General features: G+C 66.5%; 18 protein-coding genes. 7 read left to right on the plus strand and 11 right to left on the minus strand.

The window, feature by feature from the left end:
* Positions 1 to 158 precede the first annotated feature (158 nt).
* Positions 159 to 1,682, minus strand: a complete 1,524-nt coding sequence (locus tag ACIPSA_RS45510) for a phage/plasmid primase, P4 family (RefSeq protein WP_402646659.1) — start codon at positions 1,680 to 1,682, stop codon at positions 159 to 161.
* Positions 1,679 to 2,701 (minus strand): bifunctional DNA primase/polymerase, encoded by a 1,023-nt coding sequence (locus ACIPSA_RS45515; protein WP_402646714.1) that lies wholly within the window; start codon positions 2,699 to 2,701, stop codon positions 1,679 to 1,681. The genes ACIPSA_RS45510 and ACIPSA_RS45515 overlap by 4 nt, the downstream gene beginning before the upstream one ends.
* Before the next feature lie 1,913 nt (positions 2,702 to 4,614).
* Here ACIPSA_RS45515 and ACIPSA_RS45520 point away from each other — a divergent pair.
* From ACIPSA_RS45520 to ACIPSA_RS45535, 4 genes are read left to right on the plus strand one after another with little or no spacing between them, the layout of a single operon-like run.
* Positions 4,615 to 5,298, plus strand: a complete 684-nt coding sequence (locus tag ACIPSA_RS45520; RefSeq protein ID WP_402646662.1) for a hypothetical protein — start codon at positions 4,615 to 4,617, stop codon at positions 5,296 to 5,298.
* Entirely contained in the window at positions 5,295 to 5,864 is a 570-nt protein-coding gene (locus ACIPSA_RS45525; RefSeq protein ID WP_402646665.1) for a hypothetical protein, read from the plus strand. The genes ACIPSA_RS45520 and ACIPSA_RS45525 overlap by 4 nt, the downstream gene beginning before the upstream one ends.
* The gene (locus ACIPSA_RS45530; protein ID WP_402646668.1) at positions 5,864 to 7,096 is read left to right on the plus strand and encodes an MAB_1171c family putative transporter; all 1,233 of its coding nucleotides are present in this window, start codon (positions 5,864 to 5,866) and stop codon (positions 7,094 to 7,096) included. The genes ACIPSA_RS45525 and ACIPSA_RS45530 overlap by 1 nt, the downstream gene beginning before the upstream one ends.
* Positions 7,089 to 8,498: an FAD-dependent oxidoreductase gene (locus tag ACIPSA_RS45535; protein ID WP_402646671.1), complete on the plus strand. Its 1,410-nt coding sequence runs from the start codon at positions 7,089 to 7,091 to the stop codon at positions 8,496 to 8,498. Before ACIPSA_RS45530 ends, ACIPSA_RS45535 begins: the two co-directional genes overlap by 8 nt.
* A gap of 69 nt (positions 8,499 to 8,567) precedes the next feature.
* Here ACIPSA_RS45535 and ACIPSA_RS45540 read toward each other — a convergent pair whose 3' ends face one another.
* Positions 8,568 to 8,897: a hypothetical protein gene (locus ACIPSA_RS45540; RefSeq protein ID WP_402646674.1), complete on the minus strand. Its 330-nt coding sequence runs from the start codon at positions 8,895 to 8,897 to the stop codon at positions 8,568 to 8,570.
* Between the two features lie 340 nt (positions 8,898 to 9,237).
* Here ACIPSA_RS45540 and ACIPSA_RS45545 point away from each other — a divergent pair, with 340 nt between their 5' ends.
* Entirely contained in the window at positions 9,238 to 9,552 is a 315-nt protein-coding gene (locus ACIPSA_RS45545; protein WP_402646677.1) for a hypothetical protein, read from the plus strand.
* Between the two features lie 317 nt (positions 9,553 to 9,869).
* Positions 9,870 to 10,220 carry a hypothetical protein gene (locus tag ACIPSA_RS45550; RefSeq protein ID WP_402646679.1) on the plus strand — a complete coding sequence of 117 codons (351 nt, stop codon included), beginning with the start codon at positions 9,870 to 9,872 and terminating at the stop codon, positions 10,218 to 10,220.
* A 430-nt stretch (positions 10,221 to 10,650) separates the two neighbouring features.
* Here the strand turns inward: ACIPSA_RS45550 and ACIPSA_RS45555 are convergent, their stop codons facing one another.
* The 6 genes from ACIPSA_RS45555 to ACIPSA_RS45580 form a co-directional block, all read right to left on the minus strand.
* Entirely contained in the window at positions 10,651 to 11,037 is a 387-nt protein-coding gene (locus ACIPSA_RS45555; protein ID WP_402646682.1) for a DUF6009 family protein, read from the minus strand.
* Positions 11,034 to 11,198, minus strand: coding sequence for a hypothetical protein (locus tag ACIPSA_RS45560; RefSeq protein WP_402646683.1), 165 nt, complete (start codon positions 11,196 to 11,198; stop codon positions 11,034 to 11,036). The genes ACIPSA_RS45555 and ACIPSA_RS45560 overlap by 4 nt, the downstream gene beginning before the upstream one ends.
* Positions 11,195 to 12,757 carry a phage/plasmid primase, P4 family gene (locus tag ACIPSA_RS45565; RefSeq protein ID WP_402646686.1) on the minus strand — a complete coding sequence of 521 codons (1,563 nt, stop codon included), beginning with the start codon at positions 12,755 to 12,757 and terminating at the stop codon, positions 11,195 to 11,197. Before ACIPSA_RS45565 ends, ACIPSA_RS45560 begins: the two co-directional genes overlap by 4 nt.
* Positions 12,754 to 13,779: a bifunctional DNA primase/polymerase gene (locus tag ACIPSA_RS45570; RefSeq protein WP_402646689.1), complete on the minus strand. Its 1,026-nt coding sequence runs from the start codon at positions 13,777 to 13,779 to the stop codon at positions 12,754 to 12,756. The genes ACIPSA_RS45565 and ACIPSA_RS45570 overlap by 4 nt, the downstream gene beginning before the upstream one ends.
* Before the next feature lie 726 nt (positions 13,780 to 14,505).
* Complete coding sequence (locus ACIPSA_RS45575) at positions 14,506 to 15,255, minus strand: hypothetical protein (protein ID WP_402646692.1); 750 nt, start codon at positions 15,253 to 15,255, stop codon at positions 14,506 to 14,508.
* A gap of 160 nt (positions 15,256 to 15,415) precedes the next feature.
* A complete protein-coding gene (locus ACIPSA_RS45580; protein ID WP_402646695.1) occupies positions 15,416 to 16,849 on the minus strand; it encodes an IS1634 family transposase in 1,434 nt (477 codons plus the stop codon).
* 196 nt (positions 16,850 to 17,045) lie between these two features.
* Between ACIPSA_RS45580 and ACIPSA_RS45585 the strand changes: the two genes are divergently transcribed.
* Complete coding sequence (locus tag ACIPSA_RS45585) at positions 17,046 to 17,345, plus strand: hypothetical protein (protein WP_402646697.1); 300 nt, start codon at positions 17,046 to 17,048, stop codon at positions 17,343 to 17,345.
* Positions 17,346 to 17,410: 65 nt separating this feature from the next.
* Here ACIPSA_RS45585 and ACIPSA_RS45590 read toward each other — a convergent pair whose 3' ends face one another.
* Together ACIPSA_RS45590 and ACIPSA_RS45595 are read right to left on the minus strand one after the other, a co-directional pair.
* A complete protein-coding gene (locus ACIPSA_RS45590; RefSeq protein ID WP_402646699.1) occupies positions 17,411 to 18,160 on the minus strand; it encodes a hypothetical protein in 750 nt (249 codons plus the stop codon).
* A 351-nt stretch (positions 18,161 to 18,511) separates the two neighbouring features.
* The coding region (locus ACIPSA_RS45595; RefSeq protein ID WP_402646702.1) for a transposase family protein at positions 18,512 to 19,036 on the minus strand (525 nt) is incomplete at its 5' end.

Here is a 19,036-nt window from a genome sequence, read left to right on the forward strand (position 1 = left end):
CGCAGCCTGGCGTGCGTGTGTGGTGCGGTGCTCTGCGTGCCGGGTGGCGGCGGAGCAGGGTGCGGGGGCCGCCGGGTGGGGGGCCAGGGTTTCATCGTAGTTCGCGCGTGGGCTGGGGCGTAGGGCCGCGGGTGCGGTCTTGGGGTGCGTGTGGTGGGTCATTCGGTCACGACCAGGGCGAGTCCGGGGTAGTACTTGCGGCCGTTGGATTTGATCATGTCGGAGGGTGAGCTGAGGCCGACTTCCTGGCGGACTCGGGTGGCGAAGACGCGGGGGGTGGCGGGGCGGATGCCTTCGCCGGAGTTGCACCACGCGGTGTATTCCGTGAACAGGAGGCCTTGTTCCACACGTAGTTCGGCTGCGGCGTCGGCGTCGCGGGTGCAGCATTCGGTGAGGAAGCGGCCGATGTGGTCTTCGGTGGTGGCGTAGGCGCTGGTGGCGATGCGGACGCGGTCGGGGCCTTCGAGGGGGTCGCGGGTGGTGAGGTAGCGGCGGGAGCCTTCGATGAGCCATTGCAGGATGCCAGGGCCTTCGTCGCGGACGAGCTCGAAGGCGAGGTTGTCGATGCGGCGTTCGGCGGCGACGGTGCGGGTGAAGGGCACCAGGCGGATGCGGCGCCAGAAGGCGAACCCGCCGGTTGAGACCTCGGGGCGGTGGTTGCCGAGCAACCACAGGTGGTGGGTGGGGGTGAAGGAGAAGTAGTCCTGCCGCATTCTGCGGGCTTTGATCTTGTCGCCGCCGGTGAGGAGCCGGACTCGGGCTTCGTCGAATTTGTCGTTGGGTTTGAGTTCGCTGCACACCACGAGGCGGCGTCCGTGCAGTTCGGTGAGCTCGGTGGAGTGCTCGGCGTAGGCGCCGCGGTCCATGAGGAAGCCGGGTGGGGCGGCGTCCGCGTAGTCGCCCAGGATCTGGATCATGGTGTCGAGGAGGACGCTCTTGCCGTTCTTGCCTTCGCCGTGGAGGAAGGGCAGGACCTGGGCGCCGACGTCGCCGGTGATGGAGTAGCCGAGCAGTAGGTGCAGGAAGCCGATCATTTCCCGGCCTTCGGCGTCGTTGCCGAAGGTGTCGGCCAGGAAGCAGTCCCAGCGCGGGGTGTCCATCGGCTGGGGGGCGACGCTCGTGGCACGGGAGTGGAAGTCTCGTGTCGGGTCGGGCTTGCGGAGCTGTCCGGTGTGCAGGTCGACGACGCCGGCCGGGGTGCACAGTGCGTACGGGTCGCCGTCGAGGACGTCGGGGTCGACAGACAGGTCCGGGGAGGCCTTGGCCTGGGTGAGTAGGGCCTGCATGCCGGTGGTGGAGAGGGTCTTGCGCTTATGGTGGCCGAGGTCGCGATCTGAGTAGACGCCATGCGGGTCGGTGGTGGGCATGTCCTCGGCCATTTCGCCGGCGGCCCACAGGGCTGCCTTCTCGCCGCCGGTGCGCTTCCAGCGGTAGCCGTCCCACACGAACCAGCCCAGTCCCTCGGCGTGCCGGAACTGGTCGCGGTAGAGCTGGACGAATAGCCGGGCGTTGCCGCGGTCGGACAGGGACGGGGGCAGCAGTCCGGCTGAAGGCATGTGAGCGGCTGGGGTGGCAGTAGCCTGTGCGGGCAACAGCTTGGAGGTCTGTTGTTCGGCCGCCTCGAGATCGAGCATCTGCTGAGCGGCGGCCTGTGCATCAAAACGCGGCGTGTCGGCGCTCATGGTCGTCCTTCGAGGCGGAACGGGTGGGCGGCCCCTGCGGCAAGGCCGCTGTCGATGATCTTTTCGTTGCGGGCCGATTGTGCGGGGCGGGCCTGGTTGGCTGTCTGGAGCAGTTGATCGCGGACGGCTGCTTCGTCCAGGTGACCGGCTGCCGCGAGGCCTCCCGCGGTGTAAGCGGCGCGATTCAACTTCTCTGTAAACGCGGTGCCTTCCGGAGCTGCCGCGCAGGCAGTGACCTGCTCGATCAGAGGAGCAATAACCCTGTGGGCCGCTGAAGGCGCCCGGTGGGGGCTTCGGGGATGCGGTGGGGCGGCCGGGGGTTGGGAGGGGGGAGGCGTGATGAGGTGCCCCGTGCGGATGAGTTCGTTCTCCAGCCATGCGGGCAGGGGGGCCGGAAGGCGGGCGGGGCCCTCGGCCTGGTAGGCGCCGTCGCTGGTGCGGGTCCCGGGGGCGATGATGTATCCGCCGTCAGACCGTATGTCAACCTGCCAGGCCAGTGCGGTCTTCGGGCTGGAGCCGGTCGAGCACCGGAACCGTCGTTCCGGGTCGGGATTGCGGTACCAGACGTGGAGGCCGCCCGAGGGCGTACGCACGCGCAGGGTCTCCTGGTCAAGGGCGGGGTCGGGCTGGCCTCGGTAGGCCGCAAGCAGTGCGAGTGTGTCGAAGCCGGAAGCGAGGCCGGCGAGGTTGACCGTGTCGGGGATGGGAATGCCGGGCAGGAGGCGTGTCCGGTCGGGGACCGGGGCACGGTGTGCGTCGATGTCGATGACGACCAGGTGTGCTGGTCCGCACGCCACGCCTACGCCTGCTGCGGGGTGTTCGCCCCACCATGTGTCGATGGAGTCGGTTCTGGTAGTGGCGGCATGAAAACCGTGGCATGGCCGGGCTGCGGGGAGGCAGGGGCACGTCCTGGGATTGTGATTTCGGTCCCTGCACTCGGGGCAGTTCGCGGCCGGTGTTTTGCGTCCAGGGGCCAGGGGGTGGACCGGCCAGCCTTGCGCGGCACACCAGCGGGCCACGGCATGCGGCGGTAGCGGCCTGGCCTGAGCGGCAGGCGTGCGGGTCTCACCAGGGCGCGGCACGCGGTTCGTCCTTGTCAGTTCTCGTTCGTTCAGTCTCTGCCGGGAAAACGTCAGGCCACCCGCGTGGACGACGTCACTTCAGGGACCGAAGGGACTGTACTTCGGGAAGAGGGTGTAGGTCGTTGTGAGGCTGGAGTCCGGTAGCTCGGACGCGTGGCGTCGTATCCGTTATTGAGTCCCTTGGGTCCCTTTCGGGTCCCCTCAGCGAGCCTGTCCAGGCGGCTCTGCCTCCACCAGGGATTCCCGCAGCCGGAGAAGGGGGCTCGGCGCCTCAGTCCCTGGCCCCGGGCGGGGAGGGACCGAACTCCTGCCCGGGCACAGGAAGAGCCGGGACCGGCAAAACGCCCCGCCAGGGCATGGGCAGGGACCGAAAACCTGCCAGGCGAGGGCCTGGCCAGCCCTGCCAGCCCCTCATACAAAGACGCAGGTCAGCGCACTTTCATCCCTCGTTCACAGGGACTGTAGGGACTGAAAATCCTAATTATGAGCTGACCCTAGAGAGCGCAGTCAGTACACGCCCGCGCGTACACGATGCACCTCCTGCACCACGCCATAATTGGCAAGTTGAGTCCCTTGGGTCCCTGGCCAGGCAGGAGCAAGTGGTCTGACCTGCGAAAACACGGAGGGACCGAACCCCAGGGGCCAGGGTCGGTATTTGGTCCCTGCCAGTGAGTTCTTCCTGCGCCAGGGGCCCTGCGCCCGATCCCGGGGTCAGGGCCCGTCGCGCAGGGTGCTGTGCCCTTGCCTCCGCTGGGTCTCGCCGGGTGGGGAAGGCGCCCAGAGCGCTTGAGTTTTCCTCGGGTATGGAGTGGGCTGCCGCCGTTGGATGGGAGAAGCGGCAGTGTTGTGTAACCGTTCGCGCGCCCGACCGTGAATCCGGCGGATCCCGTTGCGTGTGCCGTTCAACGCCCGGGAGAGGTCTGCGATTATCCCCATGGCCTCACCGAACTGGTCGGAAAGGTCATGCGAGGAGGGTGCCCAGGCCCCTGTAGGAGAGTGCTGCTCCGCAGCCCGTCTGCAGGCGGCGAGAAGGTCCGTCACCAGGTTGCGGTATTCGTCAATATCGGCGTGGGTGAAGTCTGTGCTGGTCGGATGTCGCGTAGTCAACCGATCCCCCTTGATGCGGACGGCGGGGCGAGATACGCATCGTGCTCCTGCACCCCGCGGAATCTGGCGGTCTGAATAGGAAGTTCCTGAGAGCCTTGGAACGACGGTCTCGGTGGGCGGCTTTCCTTGCGCTCATCGGGAGCCCACCATCCGGTACTCGATCGCAGCCACCTTGAGGAGTGACTCCTCGGTGTGCGCTGTTGGGAAGAGAGCGAGAGCCCCGCCGCTGACGAGCTTCAGCACGTACACCTTCGGGTACGCCTGCGGCCACCATGGGCAACTGGCGCAGGATGCGCCCCGCCCGACGGTCGATCCTGGTGCAGCAAGGGCGGAGGCTGACACGTACGACCCGATGCACGGGGCCATGCCGCGTGTCACGGCGACAACGAGCAGAAGGGCGTTGTGCCCACACTCTCCGCGCCCGGTAGGAGCAGTCGGTGCCGTTCCCACCGACGCGGATTACAGACACGTGGCGGCTTGCTACATAAGGCGCGTCGCAGCGCAGCCACGTGGAGTACCCCCGTCTTTGTGTGTCTGGAGTGTGGTTGTCGCCCAGAGTAGAGGTGTGCACGACAACGCGTTCGGGTTTGGATCGTGCTACGAAGGTCACCTGGATGTCAACGATCCTTCGTTCTAGTAGTAAGGAACGATCGTTCCTGGCAGGGTGTATCTGGCCACTCAACTACTCAAGGACATAGGGTCTGCCCGTGCTCCGTACACCCCCAATTCCCGGAGGCTGCTAGGTGAGTCACCTCCCCAACGCGTCACAGCCCCTGCCTGAAAGGACACTCAGGGCACTACACGAGCTCGTCCTGGGCAGGGGCCTTGACCTGAGCAAAGAACTCGACATTTCCGAGCTCGCCCGCCGCTCCTCACTGACCCCTCAGCAGGCTCGGGCGCTGCTGGACGGAAAGTCCGTCCGGGAGCCGCGGACGGTAGAGGAGCATGTCACGAAGCGGATCTCCCAGACCTTCAGAATCTACGTGGAGGCTGACGAAAAGAACGAGGCCACTGTCCGAAAGAATCTGGCCGCGGCCCTTGGCTGCTCCGACAGGTGGGCCACTGATCTCTGTTGCGGACGTAAGATGCCGAACGTTCCGACCCTGCTCGGGCTGGAACGGTTCTTCGGAGTCAGCCGCGGCTTCTTCGGCATGACTGCGGCAGAGGCACTCGACCTCGCCCTCGCCCCTGAGCTGGACAGGCTGCGCCGGCGTGCCGAGCCGAAGCCCTCCGAGCCGCCGGCCACGGCTTCGGACACGCTGGAGGATCTCCTGCAGCGCTTTAGGGGGCTTGACGAGAATGAGCAATTGCGTGTCCTCATGCAGCAGTTCAAGGTCGACCCCGACGCGATCGCATTCCGTGGGACGAAGCCGTCGCCCAACCAGATGGCGGCGCTGCTGATCCTCGCTCTCAAGGATGACCAATGAGCAAGAGAACACCGAAGCGCTTCCTCGATCAGCTCTTACGGGACACCGCGCGCACGCTGAGGCCGCCGACGGATCCCAAAGCTGTGCTGAACGCCGTGTGCGCGACGCTCAGTCCACGGCTCGATCGCCCCGTCCGGCTAAAGTTCGTGCAGTTCCCGACAGACATGGGATTATCGGGAGTAACGCTGGCAAAGGATGACGAGTACATCGTCGTGGTAGAGGACACCGCCCCCGATCAGCACAAGTTCGTCATCGCCGGCCACGAACTCGGACACTGCTACTTCCAGACTCTCGGTGTCCACTACCCCACAGGGCTGAGCGCTGCCGCCCGGCGTCTGCTGGCCCGGGACGACGACGACATCCCTTGGGACAAGGTCGTGGCCATGGCCACCCGATCGGCTGACGCAACAGATCCCGAGGCCGAGTGGGAAGCGGAACAGTGCGGACTCCGCCTCGCCGCCAAGTTCCACAAGCTCGTCGGCCCCCAGGCAGAAACCGGCCACCCGACCCAGGAAACACTGGCAGACCGGCTCTCGTCCTCACTCGGCAACATCGGGGGGCTGTGATGCGCTGGGACATCGCCGGATCCTTCATCGGCTATGCCATCCCGGCCGTGCTGCTCTTCGTGGCCTTCGTGATCAAACTCCCCCTCCTCCGGCGCGCCTGGCGCGACCCGATCCTGCGGGCCACTGCCCTGCTGCTCGGTGTCGGAGTCCTTGTTTTCGCTTCCCTGCCGCCCAACAACCTGCACCGCATCAACGAGATCACCGGTGTGCCCAACTTCGCCGGCGTATGGGTCTACTCTCTGCTCAGCGTCTACTGCGGAGCATGCCTCTGGCTCATCATCGTCTGGCGGGAACCCCCCTCCGCGGCCCGCAGCAGGCGCACCCGGATGGTCTGGGTCGCGTACAGCGTCATCATCCTCGGTCTGTGGGTGACCTTCTTCCTTGGCGACCACAGCGTCGAACGCCTTCGGGATCTCGACGTCTACTACGCCAACACCCCGTGGATGGTCGAGCACTCGATGCTCTACCTCGTGGCCCACATGGTGTCGGCTGTCGTTGCGGCTTCCATTCTCTGGGCTTGGTTCAAGGAACTCGCGAACAAGAAGTGGCTGCGCCGTGCGGTGATCTGCCTCCAGGCGGCATACGCGCTCGGACTGATTTTCGACGTCGCGAAGATCGTGGCCATCAGCGCACGTTGGAGCGGGCGGAACCTCGACTGGTTGTCCACCTACGTGGCTCCGCCCTTTGCCATCGCTGAAGCGCTCCTCGTGGCGGTGGGCTTCATCGTCGGCCAGGTCGGACCGTTCGCAGAAGACCGCTGGAACATGTGGCACACCCATCGGCGTCTGGCACCGTTGTGGGCGCTGATGCAGACGGTGAGTGACGCACCGGCCCCGGCCACCGGACGGGTCAGCGGGGCGGAACTCCAACTGGAGCATCGCAAGGCACGCATCAACGACGGCCTGCTCAAGCTGGCCCCGCACTTGAGCCGTTCCCGACGCGAACAGGTCTATCGGGACGCTCTCGTTGAAGGCTTCCCTGAGGCTGAATCCCGCGCCATCGCGGGTGCCGTCGACATCCTCGTCGCCATTAGCGTCCTGAAGGCTGCCTCAGCCTCGGACGTCGATGCCCCGCCGCCCAAACATCAGGCGCCTGACCAGCCGGCGAGCGACCGTGTGCGACCTGACAGCGAGCTGGTCGTCATATCACACGCGTTACGGGCCCACTCGGCCACGATCGATACATTCCGCCGGCAGGCGGCCGCGACAGAAGGTGTCACTTCCCATGTCTGAGAGACCCAGCAATCGCCACCGTACGGCCATAGTCATCGGCGGCAGCACAGCCGGCATGCTCGCTGCCTCAGTGCTCTCGACCCGCTTCAACGAAGTCACCATCATCGAGAGCGACAAACTTCCAGCAGGCGCCGAGCACCGCAAAGGCCTCCCCCAGGCCCACCACGCCCACCTTCTCTGGTCCGGCGGGGTGGCCGCCCTCGAGGAACTCCTCCCCACCATCACAACCACCCTGGTGGCCCGAGGCGCCAGGCTCATCAACGTGATGACAGACCTGGTGAGCAAGGCGCCTTCAGGTCAATGGTTTCGCAGATTCAATAACTCCCACCACCACATGATCACCTGCAGTCGCGATCTGCTGGATGCCACCATTCGTGATTACGTTCTACCGAAGCCGCGCATCACGCTCATAGAGGGCACCAAAGTCCACGGCCTGACCGGCGAGAAGAACCACGTCTCCGGCGTTCGCCTGTCCGCTGACAGCGGTGTGCGCACCCTCAGCGCAGACCTCATCATCGACGCCAGCGGCCGCGGTTCACAGGCCCACCAGTGGCTGCAGGACCTCGGCCATCCGCCGGTCGTCGAGCGGGAGGTGGACGCCGGAGTCGTCTATGCAAGCCGTCTGTACCAAGCGCCTGGCACGACGGCGGAACTGCCCTACCCCATCGTCAATGTCCAGGCTGATCCTCGCACCGCGCCAGGCAGGGGCGGCGTCATCGTGCCCATCGAAGGGGGACGCTGGATGGTGACCCTCTCCGGTACCCGCGGCGGTGAGCCTACGGCCGCCCCAGACGAATTCCTTGAGTTCGCACTGACCGGTCTGCAAGACCCCATCATTGGACAGTTGATCCGCATGGCCTCCCCGATCACCGACCCCATCACCACGCGCAGCACCCGCAACCGGCGTCGGTACTACGAAGACATCCCTGGCTGGCCCGAGGGATTCGCCGTACTCGGTGACGCGATCGCCGGCTACAACCCGGTCTACGGGCACGGGCTGACTGTGGCAGCCCAGTCTGTGATCGCGATGTGGAAAGTACTGGACCGGCACGGCCCGGTCTCACACGGCAACGGCCGTCGCATCCAGCGAGCCGCTTCACGGCCCGTGGCAAACGCCTGGAACCTTGCCGTCGGCCAGGACGCCTACTACCCCGGTGCGGCCCCCAACCCTCCCACTGCGATCGAGCGCGCGCTCTCGGCCTACGTCGATCGAGCAGTCGCCGCCGGGGCCGAGAACCCACACGCCCTGCGCGCTTTGCTGGACGTGATGAGCCTCAAGGCACCCGCCCCCCGCCTCTTCGCCCCGGACATGCTGTGGAACATGGCCTTCGGGCAGCGGAAGGGCCCTCTGAGCGGGCCACCGCTGAGCCAAGTGGAACGCGAAGCAGCCGGACTCACGTAGTACCCGCCCACATCGCACCTACCAGTAACACCGCATTATCGTGGCTGGCGCGGCCCTCGGAGCCGCGCTTCAGTCCATCCGAAGGGCAATCGGAAGGACCAGAGTTCGGCCATCGAACATGACGTCCGTGATCGCGTCCGTCATGTCGTCCGTAAAGGCGTCCATGTCGGTCACCGACCTCATGGGGCCGATCGCCACCACCACGACCCCGGTCTCACGAACGGCCGCACGCCAGCGATCTGTGGATGTCATGCCACCTTGGTAGAGAATGCGGCGATCGGGGAGTCTGATGAGCAACTCTTCCGATTCGCTTCTCAACTGGCCTTCCCACTGGTCCAGGGGGCGCGGGTCGGCAATTGCATCCCAGACGGACCGATACCGACTCGGCGCGACGCTCAACAGTCTCCGAGCAGCTTGCTGCGCACCGTCAAAACGACCCGCAATAAGCCAATCTGGCAGAAATATGACTGGACAAGGAACCGTTCGCCGGGCCGAACCCTGAAGAAGCCGACCGGCTACACATGCCGATAAGACAGCAACAAACGGGCCGTCAACACATGCCTGCACAGGCCATCCTTCCCTTCCCTCACTCATCGAACAGCCACGTCAGCCGCCAGGTGCACAATTTTCCCTGATCAGTGGGATGCCAATCGGATCCGAATCACGCCACGTACAGAGGCGGCGTGCCGTGGTGCTGCCTCACTGATCATTTCAGAACGAAGAGTGGGCCTTCCCCGTCATGGGCGGGATCATCGCGCTCCTCGTGGCCGCGCAGGCGAGTGCCGAGCGCACAATGCCGCATGCATCCCTGGAGGACACCGTCATCTTCGGCGCACTGCTGCGCATGCCCGAAGCCATCGGCCGTGCCCGCCAGGCACCCTATCCGCGGCTACGCGCCTTGCTACGAACTGTCGGTGACGCCCCACAGGAGGTGGATGGCGACCGCAATCTCCGATTCGTCGTGCCCGGGCCGAATGGCCCGCAGCGCCTGCGGCTGGACGAGATTCCTCTGCCCGCGACCACTCCGGCCCCGTACCCGCGCCCTTCGCCCTGACAGCAAGCAGGAGTGAAGGATCGGCGAGGTCGTACCTGCTGCAGGGTCGCGTCGCACCCCCACGCCACGAGATTGGGATGCCCCACGTTGATGATGGGACTCATTGAAAATCCCCACCCCCTGCTCGGGGATGACCCCAAATCTGCTCGATGCGTCTCCCCACTCATACGGTGCCTGACCTGGGAGGGGAGGTTACTCAACTACCTACATAGGGGGCAGGCGGAGCCTTATGGCGCCTCGGTCAGCGATCTAGCAAACTCTAAGAAATTATCCTAGAGTCCTAGAGATAATCCTTAGGTGCCTATAGGGTTGCGGGCATGAACCCACTCGAGGATGACCTGAAGCAGGTGAGGGTCGAGCTGGCCGCGGCCGAGGTCGAATCTCAGCGGCTCAAAGCTCAAATCGCCGCCCTGCGCGCCAAGGAAGCGACGCTGGAGGGACTGATCGTCAAGGCCCCGGAGCTGAACGTCCAGGGGATGACGAAGGCGGAAGCCATCGTTGCTGCCCTCTCCCAGTCCTCAGAACCCATGACTCTCGGACAGATCGCTGACGCTGTGACCACGGCGGGTTCGATCCTGAAGCCGGACGGCGCCTCCGTATATCTCGATGGGCTCCTGAAGATGGGGAAGGTTGTGCGAGTGAAACGCGGCCTCTACCGAGCCGCGTAGTCGACGTTGCCGATGATGGGCACCTTCCACCGGCAGCTGAAGAGGCGCCTTCGTCGCGCCGGGCGGCGGCAAACGTCAGCCCCGGGCCAGGAGGTCACAGCGGAGGGGCTGCCCGATAGCTACCGGATCGGGGGGAGCAGTCCAGGAGGGCGCCCCCACCGCGCAGCGCCGTCGCAGGCTTCCTTGACGGCTCGACAGGGCCCGCACCTCCGCTAGCGGGGTGCTGGCCGTGGACCGGGCACAACGCTCGTTGAGGCTCCCCACACCGTTGAACAACGGAGCGAGTGAGGCGAAGAGCATCCCTGGCCGATTTCAAGAATCCCCATCATTGAGTCCCGTCAGTCCCGCCACCTGCTTGCTTCGCCCCGTGACCTGCGCATTCTCCTTCGGGACTCAAGCGGGACTGCTCCTGGAGGAACGGCGCGCTTGGTCATCTGCCGACAGACGCTATCTCGGTGGCGCTGCCGCGTTGTGAGCGCGGGGTCTTGGCGCCGACTCGTCCGGGTTCGATGGTGCGGGGGTCGATGGCTTCGCCTGGTGCGCCGACCTCGTAGGGGCCGGTCGGCTCGTTGTCGCGGTCGTGGGGCAGGAGGAAGAATGTGCGGCGGGCGAAGAGGCCGCTGTCGGGGTCGCTGGCGGCGCCGGCTTTGAGGTTGGTGTAGCCGATGAGGCGTCCGTCGCGTTCGTAGCGGGGCTTGCCTCGCCGGGTGTGTACCTTGTCGAGGGCCTGACGGACGTAGTCGAGGTCTGCCGGGTTTTCCAGCCACACCACTTCTGCTTCGTCGGTGAGCTGGCTGTCTTGCAGCATCGAGCTCATGGCCGCAGACCCTCCTGGTTGTTGTCGGCCGGCTGCTGGCCGGTCGGTGCGGTGTCTGCACCGCTCGTCCTCTGGCGCCACGTCCGGATCTGTTCGAGGTCGTGGTTTTCATCGTACGGCTCGTCGGGACGCTGTCCCAGCACGCCGAGCGCGGTGCTCATCCCCCGGGTTCCGTCTCGGTTTCCGCGAGCAGCGCCAGTCCCGGGTACAGCTTGCGGTCATTGTTCTTGATCATTTCGGCAGGTGAGGAGAGGCCGAGTTCCTGGCGGATGCGGCTGGCGAAGGCGCGGCTGGTGGCTGGGCGGATGCCTTCGTCCGAGCACCAGCGGCCGTAGGTCTCGTAGAGGAGTTTCTGTTCGACGCGCAGGTCGGGGTTGGGCTGTCCGTCTCTTCCCTTGGTGCAGCGTTCGGTGATGAAGCGGCCGATGTGGTCTTCGGTTTTCTCGTAGGCCTCGGTGGCCAGGCGTACGGAGGCCGGGCCGTGGAGAGGGTCGCGGGTGGCGAGATAGCGGCGGGCGCCCTCGATGAGCCAGTGCAGGATGCCTGGTCCCTCGTCGCGGACCAGTTCGGGGGCCAGGTTGTCGATCTTGCGTTCGTTGGGCACCTTGCGTTCGAAGGGGACGAGCCGCATGCGCCGCCAAAAGGCGTAGCCGCCAGTGCCGACTTCGGGCCGGTGGTTGCCCAGGAGCCACAATTTGTGGGTGGGGGTGAACGTGAAGAAGTCCTGCCGCATCCGGCGGGCGGTGATGGTGTCGCCGCCGGTAAGGAGCTTGACGCGAGCCTCGTTGAACTTGTCGTTCGGCTTGAGTTCGCTGCAGACGACGATGCGCCGGCCGTGGAGTTCGGTGAGTTCGGTGCTGTGCTCGGTGAACTTGCCTTTTTCCATCAGGAAACCGGGCGGGGCGGCGTTCGCGTAGTCGCCGAGGATCTGCATCATCACTTCCAGCAGGACGGACTTGCCATTGGCGCCGGAGCCGTAGAGGAACGGCAGGACCTGGGCGCCGACGTCACCGGTGACGGAGTAGCCGAGCAACAGGTGCAGGAAGGCGATGGTCTCCCGGCCCTTGGCGTCGTCGCCAAAAGTGTCGTGCAGGAAGCTGTGCCACCGAGGGATCGGCATGTGCTCGGGGCCGACGGTGGTGGCGCGGGAGTGCATGTCGGCGAGCGGGTCGGGCTTGCGGAGCTCGCCGGTTTTAAGGTCGACGACTCCGCTGGGGGTGCACAGGGAGTAGATGTCGCCGTCCAGGGTGTCCGGGTCGAGGCTGAGGCCGGGTGCGGCCTGTGCCTGCTGCAGCAGCGCCTTCATGCCCGCGGTGGACTGGGTGCGGCGGCGGTGCGCGGCGAGGTCTCGGTCGCTGAAAGTGCCGCGCGGGTCGGCGCGGGGCATCTGCTCAGCCATGTCGCCAGCCGCCCACATGGCGCCCTTTTCCCCTCCGGTGCGCTTCCACCGGTACTGGTCCCAGCAGTACCAGCCCAGTCCCTCGACATGCCGGAACCGGTCGCTGTAGAGGCGGGCGAACAGTTTGGCGTTGGCCCGGTCGGTCAGCTCTTCCGGCAGCAGTCCCGCAGGCGGGGCCGCGGGGCGGCGGTCGCCGCCGGTCGCCGCCTGCGCCGGGAGGAGGGGGGCCTCGTCGGGGAGATGGAGGTCGAGACTCTGCTGCTGGTGGATCTGCTCAGCGGCCGCAACGGCATCGAAGCGGGGCGGCTCGGCGCTGCTCATGAGCGTCCTTTGGGATGGAGCGGGCGTCGGGCGCCAGCGGACAGAGCGGAATCGATGATCGTGGTGTTGCGGCGTTCCTGGTGGGGGCGCGCGCGGCCGGCTGCCTCCAGCAACAGCATCCGTGCCTCCGTCTCGGCAAGGTGGCCGCCCTGGATGAGGCCTCCGGCCGTGAAAGCGGCACGGTTCAGCTTCTCGGTGAAACCGGCTCCTTCCGGCACGGCTTCGCACGCGGTGACCTGATCGAGGAGGGGCTCCAGGATCCGGGCGGCCGCCTTCGGCGCGCGCCGTCGCGGCCGGCGCGGGCCGGGTACGACAGACGCGGGGTCGGGGGTGCCGGCAGCCGGGGTGTGGCCGGTGCGGGCGAGTTCCGCGGCGAGCCACGTGGGCAGAGGAGCAGGGTGACGGGCCTGTCCTAGGGGCGTGTAGGTGCCGGCTGTCGTCCGGGTGGCCGGGGCGACGATGTACCCGCCATCGGAACGGACATCGACCTGCCAGGCCAGCGCCACCCTGGGACTCGACCCGGTGGAGGAGCGGTAGCGGGTACCGGGATCGGGGTTGCGGTACCAGATGTGCAGGCCGCCGGAGGGGGTGCGGACACGGAGAGTCTGTTCGTCCTCGGCCGGACTGGGCTGACGTCGAAGGGCGGCCAGGAGCGCCAGCGTGTCGAAGCCGGTGGCGAGTCCAGTGAGCGTCACCTGCGGGCCGATGGCAATGCCCGGCAGCAGCCGTGAGCGGTCGGGCACTTGGGCCTGGTGTGCGTCAACGTCGATGACGACTAGGTCGGCCGGACCGCAGGAGACCCCGACTCCGAAACGCGGCTGTGCTGACCACCAGGCGTCGATGTGGTCGAGTGAGGTGGTGGCGGCGTGGAAGCCATGGCACCAGCCTCCGGTCGGAATGCAGGGGCAGTCTGCGGGATCGTGGCGGTTCTGCTTGCAGGACGCGCAGTTCGCTGCGGGCGTTTTCTGCCGCGGAGCCAGAGGGTGTACCGGCCAGCCTGTGGCTGCACACCAGCGGGCCACATCACGAGGTTCGCCAGGTCCCGAGGGGACTGGCGAACGTGTCGCAACCTGGCCGGGCACTGGGCGTCCTTCAGATCTCTTCAGGTCTCTCTTCAGTCGTCGAGTCCACGTACCTGCAGGGCGGGCCGGTACTGGCATGCCTGGCTGACGGGACTGACGGGACTGACGTTTTCACATGCGGCACAGAGGCTAGCGCACCGCTGCAGCTGGGGAACAACCCTGGGCTCCGCGTGTCGGAAAGTCAGTCCCGTCAGTCCCTTCCGAAGGGCACCAGCGCCGGGGCGCTGTGCTTTGGTCCCGCGGCAGCGCCTTGGTCCCGTTGAGTCCCGTAAGGAAAACGACCAGGCCAGGCGGCATCAGCGTCCCCACCACGGGACTGACGGGACCGAGGGTTGCATATATGAGCTATGCAAGACGCCTAGTGGTGGTGCTTCTCGTGCGCGTACATACGCGCACACCTGATAGGGGTAACTCCCGTGTTGAGTCCCGTCAGTCCCGTACTCCGTTCGAAACGCCATCTGACCTGGCTCTTTGGAACGGGACCCACCACGGGACTGAAAGAGAGCCAGCCCCTGCCCGGTCTACCGGAAGGTGGCAAAGCATCGTTGTCTAGCCCCGGACTTCGCGGGTCGCCGTTTCAGGTCTTGCTGAGCGCTTCAGTTGCCCAGTGAGCTTTGATTTGGCCAACTGAGGGCGAATGTGCGGGCGGGCGGTCACGACACTCGGTCACAGGTCTGGCAAGAGGAGCCAGACTTCGGAGAAGGCAAGGCCGTGCTTGTGGGTCACCGCCCCGCACTGGCAGCCCAGCGAGATTAGGCGCCAGTCGCAGGTCACCGTCCACGGGCCGGCCTTGCCCTCGCATGCCGGGCAACCGATGGTCTCGGCCGTCCACACCCCGAAAGCGGGTCTGCCGTAACGACGGAAGCGGCCCGTGTACTGGACCTGCCAGGGCTCGACCGGGGGCGTGAGCGGGACGGTCCCGGGTGGGCTCGCCGAGGCCAGCGCGGCGAACAGTGCGATCAGATCGGGGAGCAGGGCCTCGCCGGCTTCTGTCGGTGGCACGGTCGGGCCGTCCGCTGTGCCCGCCGGGGTCCCGTATCTCGGGGCCGCCGCTGCGGGCGGTGGGTTCGGGGTGGTGTGCCAAGGCAGGAAGGCGCGGGCGACGGCGGCCAGGAGGGCGGCTGCGGGCGGGCTGACTGCGCCTGCGTCGAGGTGGTGGAGGGTGGTGCGCAGGATGCGTTGGAGGCGCCGGTCCCGGTCCGTGGCCAGCGTCCGTGTGGTCGCTGGTCGCCGGGTCGGGAGCGGGGCCGTGAGGCGGGCCAGGACGCGCGCTGCTGCTTCGGAGTCCACCGCGGCAGGGCGCCACTCCCCGGTGGCCAGGAGCTGCCGTGCCTGCCCGGCCTCACGGGTCAGGGCGCGCGTCTGCAACGGCTGCTGGCCGGAGGCTGCCCCGTGAGTCTGGTGCCCGCTCGTCATGCCCCCCTGTCCCCTTCCCTCGTTCGTTGCTGCGGGGTATCCCGCCTTCTGCGAGCGTTGGTGGACATCCCATCACACAGGTGGATTGGGCCCGGAGGCGCTGAGGTTCGCGTCAGGCTGCGTGGCCCTCTGCAGTGGCCGGACTGGCCAGCTATGACGCTTAGCCACAGGTCTGTGGCCAGCGGGTTTGTCCGATGTCGGTGTCGAGGAGGTCGAGGAGGTGGAGTTGGACGCCGCGGGTGATCTGGACGGTGGGCGGGTCGGTGACGTTGCCGATCCGCAGGGTGAGTTCACCGAGGTGGTAGAAGATCATGCGGCCGGTGGGGCGGACGCGGCGGTTGTCGGGGTAGAGGCCGCTCATGGTCTGCTCGGGGCCGAGTGCCCGTCTGACCTGCCGTTCGATCAGGCAGAAGACCAGCAGGGCCAGGCAGATGACCTGGATCAGGGCGGCGACGCGCCGGTTGTGCTGCACGAAGACCGGCGCGACCGCGAGCGGGCCCTTGAAGTCGTGGTATCTGCGCTCGACTGCGCCCTGGCCCTTGTAGTGGATCAGGGCCTGCCCGGCGTCCGCCTGGTCGGCGGGGACGGACGTCAGCAGCGCGTACCAGCCGTCGACCACGGCTTCGGCCTTCAGCACGCCGGTGTCGAAATGCCAGGCCAGGACCGGGGTGCCGTCCTCGTTGTCGGTGACACTCCAGCGCAGACACGAGATGACACGGCGCTTGGCGGCGATGACACCGATCCGGGCGACGATCTTCTCCCGGGTCTTGTAGTGGCGCCCGCCGGCCGCAGCGGTGAGCTTGTCCAGGTCCTGGGCGGCCTTGGCCAGGCGTTTGTCCCGGGCTGCTTGCTGGCCGGCGGCGTTCGCGGTGGAGTGGACCAGGATCCGTCGCACGGTGAGCGGAGGATCGCTCTTGCGGGGCCCGGTCAGGGTGTGCGTGTCCTCCAGCACGCGGTAGGTCTCGCGCCGCTCGGCGGGCTTGCCCGCCTCCCGGTGCGGTGTCCAGTCCACGACGGTGGCCCGCGCGGGATCGAGAGCGGCATAGATCTCGTCCTTGACCTGCGCGGCCGGGGCCGGGGCGATGAACTGGACCCCGGCCGCCAGCAGGGCAGCCACGTTGGAGTAGGACACCAGCTTGGAGTCGGCGACCATCAGGAAATCACGCTCACCGGCCATGGCCCTCAGGTCCTTCATCGCACCGACGACCTGGCTCACCTCGGCCGCACCACCGCCGAAGACCCGGGCATGGAGCGGGATGCCGCCGTCGGCCGACACCGCGAGCCCGGCCTGGACCTGCTTCAGATCAAAGCGCCGGTCCTTGGGATGCCCGTAGCCTATGACCGGGAAGTCCTCCTCCTGACCCTCGACCGGGAAGGCCCCATGCACCGACATGCTGGTCATGTCCCAGTGCATCCGGGCCACATCGATCCCGAACTCACCGATCGCCCGCGCCCCGACCGTGCCCGCGATGTGCTCCAGGTGCGGAGCGATCGCATCCAGCGCCCGGGCCAGATGGTCATCGTTGAGCAGACCGGGCTCGATCCCGAAGACCTCCTCCACCGCCCAGCACCTGGCCCAGTGAGTGGTGTGCATCGTGAAGTCGCAGGTCACGGGTCTGGTGTGAATGACGAGTTGGGTACTCGCGCCGGTCGGCGGCCGATGACCATGGCGTAGATCATCGGGCAGATCCCGTTCCGCTGCGATGCCGGGTTCGGCTGCGCCCACCACCGACCCCCGCCTACGATCCGTCAGCAGGTCGGCACGCCACGAGATCGCGGGAGGGCGCGGGATGCAGGAGCGGCAGTGGATCACCGCCCGCCGGAGCGAACTGGACGCATTGACTGAGGAGTTGGCCAAGCAGCTTCAGGAGGACCAGGTCGAGAGGGATGAACTGGCGATCGCGGAGCGGGTCTTGAACCGCCTGGCCGAGCAGGTCCAGGCCGACGCCGAGGCTGTCTCGCCGGTATCGACGAGGGTGGCCGGGCGGGCGGTCCTGCTCATCCCGCACCGCAGCGACGCGGCCGATGAGGGCGCGTTGCCCGGCGACTGGCACTCCGGCCCTCACCCACACCAGACCCGTGACCAGTGACTTCACGATGCGCAGTGCTCAGTGTAGCCACAGGCCCAGCCAGCCATGCCGCGTCCAGTTAAGGGTTACTGGGTCAGTTGGGGCGGCAGGCTCGCGTCGGTCTGAACCGCACGTCGGCGCCGCCCTAGCTTGCTGGCGTTGCCCTGGGTCGAATTACCGGCTATGCCATTACGGTGCATCTCCTTGCCGCTTTCCAGAACGTCTGCCACGATTTGCTCCAGGGCGTCCGCCCTGCGGTCGTCCGGTAGAGAATTGGCGAGGCGTTCGGCCGTGAGGAAGTAGCCGTTTAGTACGGGTTGGTTGAAATACTGATTTAGCTGCTGTAGGGCTCGCTCGTACGTCAGTATGTAGGTGCGGCTGAGATAGGCAGTGAAGGAAGTACCGAGCGCCGCGACGGACCCGACGAACAGCCGATCGCCTTGAGCGTTGAGGCGCCAGCCAGCAAAAAATGCGATGACCAAGATAAAGAGGCCGACCCCCATCGCGAAGCGACTACTGCGGTACGCCTTCGTCGCCTGGTCAGTGGCGATGCCGTGGTATTTGTCGAGGAGAACTCGATTGAAGTTGACCAAGCTGGGCAGCTCCATCCGCTCCCGGAGCCGTTCGGCAGCCGATTCGAGTGCCCTGCGTTCCATTTCGGCCTCCTTCAACCTCTCCTTTTGTATGAGCCAGGTCCCCCAAAAGGCAATAGCAAATAGCAGTACCATCACACCGATTAGAACAGGCCAAACCCACGCCGGAACCGTCCCAGAGGTTCGCCAATGTTTTGCCGACGCCGTTGCCACCTCCAGCCCGACGGCAATCACAAGCACCACTATTTGTATGGTGACGAAATTGAAGCTTCTCGCTGGGGAATTAGCGGACTTCGTGGTGTGGTCAGACGGGCTGGTGTCTCCGTCGGGGACCGCTGCGGTAAGGGTCGGGGCGGGCGACGGGCCGAGCTCATGAGTCATAGGTCCCCCTGAGTAACTGTGAGCCCGTCAGATGGTAGTGGTGAAAGCTGCCCAACAGGCAAGGTGTGCGCGGAGCGCCGGTCGCTGGAGACCGGGCCTGGTTTCACCATTGAGCAGTATGCATCGTGAAGTTGCAGGTCGCGGGTCTGGTGTGCGCGGGGTTCTCGATACTCGTGCCGGTCGCGGGTGGATGACTTCGGTGAAGGTCGTCGGTCAGCGGGAGACTTCGCGGTTCGTCAGGACCAGCAGGGCCCTGACCAGGGCGGTCGCCCACTTCGGGTCGGTGCGGACCTTGCCGAGGACCCGCCAGTTCTTGAGATGGGCGAAACCGTGCTCGACCGGCGCCCGGACGGCGGCCAGCGCCTTGTTGGACAGTTTCTGCCCTCGGGTCAGGGGCCGGTTGCGGGCGGCCTTGTAGCCGGTGATCACCGCCGGGTCGGCGTCCGGGCCGCTGTCGTCGAGGCCGACGAAGCCCAGGTCGGCGATGGCGCCGAGCCCGGCCGCCCGCAGTTTCGCGGTGAGCTGGTCGTGCCGACAGGCGGTGATCTCCGAAGATCGTCCGGGGCGGGCAGCCGAGACCCACAGCAGGCGGCCCCGGTCGTCGGTGAGCGCGATCACCAGCAGGCCATGACACTTGTGCTTGCCGGAGTGTGCGCCGTGAGGCGCTTGTTGTTCGAGCGGAGGTGAAAGACCACCGCCATCGTCCTGTCGCAGCAGGGCGGTTGAAGCTGAGGGCAG

The organism is Streptomyces sp. NPDC086549 (genome assembly GCF_044746205.1).
Classification (GTDB): domain Bacteria; phylum Actinomycetota; class Actinomycetes; order Streptomycetales; family Streptomycetaceae; genus Streptomyces.